Origin of the sequence: Hyalangium sp., assembly GCF_035629615.1 — a bacterium.
Classification (GTDB): domain Bacteria; phylum Myxococcota; class Myxococcia; order Myxococcales; family Myxococcaceae; genus Hyalangium.
This window is the reverse complement of sequence record NZ_DASPHO010000008.1, coordinates 1-5,002: the sequence shown is the minus strand read 5'-3', so window position 1 is coordinate 5,002 and position 5,002 is coordinate 1. Positions and strand designations below refer to the sequence as shown.

The 5,002-nt window shown below is 62.3% G+C and carries 6 protein-coding genes; 3 read left to right on the top strand and 3 right to left on the bottom strand.

What is annotated here, in order from left to right:
- Positions 1–129 precede the first annotated feature (129 nt).
- Together VD972_RS00255 and VD972_RS00250 are read left to right on the top strand one after the other, a co-directional pair.
- Positions 130–702 carry a hypothetical protein gene (locus tag VD972_RS00255; protein WP_324978946.1) on the top strand — a complete coding sequence of 191 codons (573 nt, stop codon included), beginning with the start codon at positions 130–132 and terminating at the stop codon, positions 700–702.
- Between the two features lie 180 nt (positions 703–882).
- Positions 883–2,097 carry a protein kinase domain-containing protein gene (locus VD972_RS00250; protein WP_324978943.1) on the top strand — a complete coding sequence of 405 codons (1,215 nt, stop codon included), beginning with the start codon at positions 883–885 and terminating at the stop codon, positions 2,095–2,097.
- Here the strand turns inward: VD972_RS00250 and VD972_RS00245 are convergent.
- The 3 genes from VD972_RS00245 to VD972_RS00235 form a co-directional block, all read right to left on the bottom strand.
- The gene (locus tag VD972_RS00245; RefSeq protein WP_324978941.1) at positions 2,074–2,949 is read right to left on the bottom strand and encodes a trypsin-like serine protease; all 876 of its coding nucleotides are present in this window, start codon (positions 2,947–2,949) and stop codon (positions 2,074–2,076) included. The two genes, VD972_RS00250 and VD972_RS00245, sit on opposite strands and share 24 nt — an antisense overlap.
- A gap of 162 nt (positions 2,950–3,111) precedes the next feature.
- Positions 3,112–3,945, bottom strand: coding sequence for a trypsin-like serine protease (locus tag VD972_RS00240; protein WP_324978938.1), 834 nt, complete (start codon positions 3,943–3,945; stop codon positions 3,112–3,114).
- A gap of 289 nt (positions 3,946–4,234) precedes the next feature.
- Entirely contained in the window at positions 4,235–4,591 is a 357-nt protein-coding gene (locus VD972_RS00235) for an FHA domain-containing protein (RefSeq protein ID WP_324978935.1), read from the bottom strand.
- A 202-nt stretch (positions 4,592–4,793) separates the two neighbouring features.
- On the opposite strand from VD972_RS00235, the gene VD972_RS00230 reads away from it, so the two are divergent.
- On the top strand, positions 4,794–4,997 hold the full coding sequence (locus VD972_RS00230; RefSeq protein ID WP_324978931.1) for a hypothetical protein: 204 nt from the start codon (positions 4,794–4,796) through the stop codon (positions 4,995–4,997).
- Positions 4,998–5,002 lie beyond the last annotated feature (5 nt).

Here is a 5,002-nt window from a genome sequence, read left to right as displayed (position 1 = left end):
CCGCCCCCTGTGGCCCAGAGCGCACCAGCGGCTCAGCCCCCGCCCGCAAGCGCGCTGGCCGAAAAGCCGACAAGCCGCCCCACTCGGTTACCCTCGCCTCTTCCTACCCAGAAGGAGGCGAGCCCTTCCGTGAAGCAGCCCGACACTTCCCCGACGCTCACCAACGGTGTACCCAACCCGCAGCAGGCCCAGGAGGCCAGCAAGCGGCGCGTGCTCTCCAAGGCTCAGAGGTGCGCGCTCCTCGTGGCCTCTGTCGCATGGTTCCAAGCGGGCTGCCTCGGTGTGCAGACGCGCCCGGATCCCGAGGAGTGCCCCAAGGAAGCCGTCAAGGCCATGAAAGAGCTGGGGTGGAAAATGGAAAGCAACCGGGGGCCCCTGATCCTGATGGACTTGACCAAGGGGAGCGATGAAGAGGAGCCCTTGGCCGTTTTCAAGGATGGTCCCGTGACGGGTGCGCTGCTCGAGCCAGAAGGAAAGGCGCCTGTGGGGATGCGGCTGGAGGGGCACCTGTGGACAACGGGTGATCGCATCTATGGCCGTTATGTCCGCGCCCACCTTCCAGGCGGTCGCACGGTGCCGATCTGCCTCGAGTTGCAAGACGGGGGTGGCCGTCTGGGCGAGGACAAGGAGGAGGGCTCGAAGCCCGGCCACACTGTAGGACACAAGGTGGCCACCACAATGGCGAGGGAGCAGTGGCGTTGAGCCGGGCCCGGTGGAGCGCGCGAGCGGCTAGGCTCTCCTGCTGGGGCGTTCCGCTGATGCTGTAGTGCAGTCTCGCGTGGCTCCCAACCCCCAGCATCGTTCAATCTCCCAGCACCTTCCGGGTAGTGTTTCGCTCCGTAGCGCGGTGCCCCTTTGCGCGCCGCGAGGAGTCGTTCCCGTATGGCTACCTCCCGACAACCCTGGAGCATCCCGGGCGTGATTCTCTTCTCTCACGGCGAGCTCTCGTATGAGGTGGATCTGTCGCGTCCGTTGGTCGAGGAGCTCGCGCAATCGAGGCTCGGGGAGAGGACCGTCCCGGCCTGGGAGCGCACGAACGAGAAGCGCCTGCGCGAAGTCATCGTCCGCAGCTTGCCGCCGACTTCAAGCGATCCCGAAGCGCTGGCCAGGATGCGCGCGCGGCTGATCGCCCGCATCATCGGGAGCTATGAAGTCCAGGGGGTTCTCTACGTCGTGTCTGAGCGTGTCGAGGGCACCTCGATCAACACCCTGATCAGCTATTCGATGATGCGCGAGGCGTTCCTGTCCCCCGCGTTCTGCCTCTACGTGGGCGCTGAGGTGGCCAGCGCCCTGCACTCCGCGCACACCTGCAAGGCCGAGCGCGGCACCCCGCTGGGCATCGTTCATCGAGACGTGAACCCCGCCCGCATCGTTCTGGGGCCAGAGGGCGAGGTGGTGCTGACGGACTTCGCCCGCGCGCGCTCCCTGCTCCCGGGCCGAGTGGCAACGACGTTCCCGCGCCCTCAAGGAGACGTGTTCTATTGCTCCCCCGAGGCGCTGCTCGGCGAAGAGATGGATCCGCGCTCGGATCTGTTCTCACTCGGGCTGGTGCTGCTGGAGCTGGCCACCTGGCGCCACCTCTACAGCACGGCCAACGCGCGGCCCAGCGACTTGGCGAAGGCGCTCACGCCGAAGGCAAGGGAACAGGTTCTAGACGCCTCCATGACAGCCATGGAGGCAGACCTACCGGAGCATGCGGAAGACGGCATCCTGCGGGCTGCCACGTTCACTCCACAGGACGTGGAGGAGCTCACCCAGCCGCTCGCGCAGCCGCTCCGCTCCATCATCCGCAGGTTGATCCAGCGGAAGGCGGAAGAGCGCTACCCGTCGGCGGCTGCCCTGGAGGCGGATCTGCGAGCGGGCCTTGCTGCGCTTGGCGCCCCATACGGAGCTCCCGAGGCACTCGAGGAAGTCCTTCACTCGCTGACGGGGGCCAGCATGAACCGGCGCGTACTCGGCCCTACGAGCGAGGACCCGTTACCCCCCGCCATGGTGATGGAAGAGGACATCATCACCGCTGTCGATCCCGCTCGTAAGCCCCCGAAACCACTCGATCTCAAACTGATCGATGCTCTAGTTGCTGTATCCCTTTTTTGATTCCTCTATCCGTTGATTCAACCACTCCAAATAATGGAAGACACTCGTATATGCCGAGAGTGTCAACGTACCAGCACGGACGGATTTCGCGATGCCCACGAGTTCCACTTTGTCTCCCAGATTGCGAAAACACGGCCCGCCACTATCGCCCGAGGTGAGGTAGGAGCCTGACGTGATTCGTGTATCTGGCACCTCGCCTGAGTACGTCTCAGATACGTCAACGCCCTGCTTCCCTACGTGAAATGTGGCACCATCTACCCTTCTGGAGACGACGTAGTTCGCACCATAGCGGCGATCCCTCCCAATAGCGCCGCCCAGATAGGGAAGGCCAAAACCGACCAAGACGACCTTCTCGCTGTGGCCGATCTCCTCCTTCGCGGGCGATACGTATTTCACCTTTTCGAGGATCGGCTCCTCCAAGGAGATGGTTGCGATGTCTGCATGACTAAAGATCGTGGCATTGACTGTCTTGCCAGGTTCCGTCTCCATCCCCCTGTAGATCAGCTTGATGTCTTTATGAACCTGCGCCTTGCCTCTGTAGGGTTTGCTCTCGTCCGCTGGGACACTACCGTCACTGGAGAGTGGCTCTCCGGTTCTATAAGTCAGTAACTGGACATACACTGTTTCGACACATGGAGACTTGCTGTCTATGATGGTCGTGTCGGGGGATTCTGGCGCGATGGGCTTTCGCTCATTACACACGCAGTGGCCCGCTGTCAGGACCAGGCGATCACTGATGAGCACACCGCTACACTCCTTTACGATGTGCCCGACTCCTGGCGTGAAGATAGGCGCTTTGACCTTGATCGTGGACAGATAGTGGTTCTCGCTGTCTACAATGCTCTCCGACACCACGGAGAACTCATTTCCAAACTGGCGCGGTTCCCGGACTGAGCTTGCGGCGCGACCGCTACATCCAGTGCAGACAAACGAGATCGCGATGGACACGAGAGCCAGAACCAATGATGCTTTTCGGTATCGCACAGAGCCTCCTCTGTTCTCATCATGAACACATCAATGAGGTAGCAAGTCACGGCCTTGCTTACCGGCTTCGTGCAAGGCCTGAATCTGAGCTCTCAGCCAACTCCGGTAGGGATGAAGGCTCGTGAAGGTTGAACCCTCACCCAGGTTCCTGCTGGAAATGCCGACGAGCCCAGGGCCTCTGGCACTTTCACGAAGACACGGCCCGCCACTGTCGCCCCTGTACCTGTTCTGGCCTGCTTGCTCAACGAGAACTCTCTCGCTGCCAGAATCCAGGACTCTGGAGATCGTGTTTCTGCTGAAGCGGCGATCTCCCCCATAAGCATCAGCCACTTCATCGTAACCGTAGCCGACCACGATGATGCTCTCGCCTGGCTGGACAGCTGCTTCTTCCAGCGAAATCGCCCGAAGTTCCATCTTCAAGGGAGGGTCCAAGCGGATGACAGCGAGATCCGCATGGCTTGAGATGACCCGGCCCTGCTCATCAAGAAGAATCTTGAGCTCGGGATGCGCGAGGACTTCCCCGCTGTAGATGTCCCTGCTCGAGGCGGCAGCATCCCTGATTCCTTCGGACGGCTTGTAGAGAACCGTCTCGATGGTGGCGGTCTGCGCACATGCGGCTGCGTTGATGAGGGCCCCCTTTCCTGCGATGGGTGCTCTTCTCCGGCTACAAACGCAATGCCCAGCCGTCAAGACAAGGCGATGATCGAGGATCATGCCACTGCATCGGCTTCTCTCTCCCTCACTGAACTTCACAGAGACCATGACAGCCGAGACGTAGCGATTGTAGATATCGATCTCGCCAGCCAACGCGATCAGCTGGTTGTCGAAGAATGGGGCCTCCCAGGCCTCCAAAGCCGTGCTCATTGAATGAGAGCTTCCTCCGTCATGAACAAAATGAGTGCTCGCGGCGTCTGGCGTGACTCCCCCGGAATGGCCCGCCTTCTCCGAGTGTGGCGCTTGAGATTCCTCCGGCTTGAACCATTGACACCCACTCCAGAGGAGGAGCATCGCGAGAGGTGCAAGTGCCTTGCAGTCAAGAGCCCGGGGGGTCATTCATATGAATATTGCATATCTGTTCCAAGACAGCCAAGCGAAGGCACGCTTGCAGCGCTCGCGCTCAAGGGCTGCTGGGTTTTCTGCTCCCTCGCAGTCCTCAATCCTCCCCCTGGCCGACGCCCCACTCCTTGCCCGTGCCGGACTCGCCCAGAATGGTCACCACGGCGCTGGAGGGCGCCACCCTCTTGATGAGCTCCACGAGCTGCCGCACAGCCGGCTCGGTGCCGACGATGCCGTGGAAGGACGGCTCCTGCTGTCCCTGGGACACGGGCTCGAAGACAAGCTCCGTCTCCTCGCCCACACGCAGCACGGTGTGCAGCGGTAGCTCCGCCTCGAAGAGGCGCACGCCCTCCAGGAACGTGCCGTTGGTGGAGTTCAAGTCCCGCACGTGGAAGCCCGCCTCGCGCCGCGTCACCTGGAGGTGCTGGCTGGAGATGAACCGATCCTGGATCACCAGGGCTATGCTTGCAGGCCACCAGGGTGCCCTGGCCGGACAGATCCCCAGCAGGCAGCGGGTGCCTCATGAGGAGGCTCACATACAGGCGGCGAGTGGCCACTTCCAACTGGTTGGAAGTGATGATGTGCACCCGGTTCCAACTGGGGGAGGCGGCGAGTGGCCACTTCCAACTGGTTGGAAGTGACGATCCACCAAGCCCTTGCCGGCGGAGGCGGTGGAGCTGGCGGACCAGTACCGCGAGGCGGTGAAGGGCCGCTTCACCCAGGCGGTGCTCGTCAAGGTGAGCGTGCGCAACCAGAAGGGCAAGGCGGTGCTGGACTTCAAGGGCGTCCCCGTGGAGCAGGTGAGCCAGCTGGGCGAGGTGCTGACGGGGAAGCTGCCCTTGGTGCGGCGGGTGGAGTAGGCGCC

Excerpts from the sequence above, each read along its gene's own strand:
- VD972_RS00240 (WP_324978938.1), bottom strand. The coding sequence starts at position 3,945 with ATGAGCACGGCTTTGGAGGCCTGGGAGGCCCCATTCTTCGACAACCAG.
- VD972_RS00250 (WP_324978943.1), top strand. The coding sequence starts at position 883 with ATGGCTACCTCCCGACAACCCTGGAGCATCCCGGGCGTGATTCTCTTC.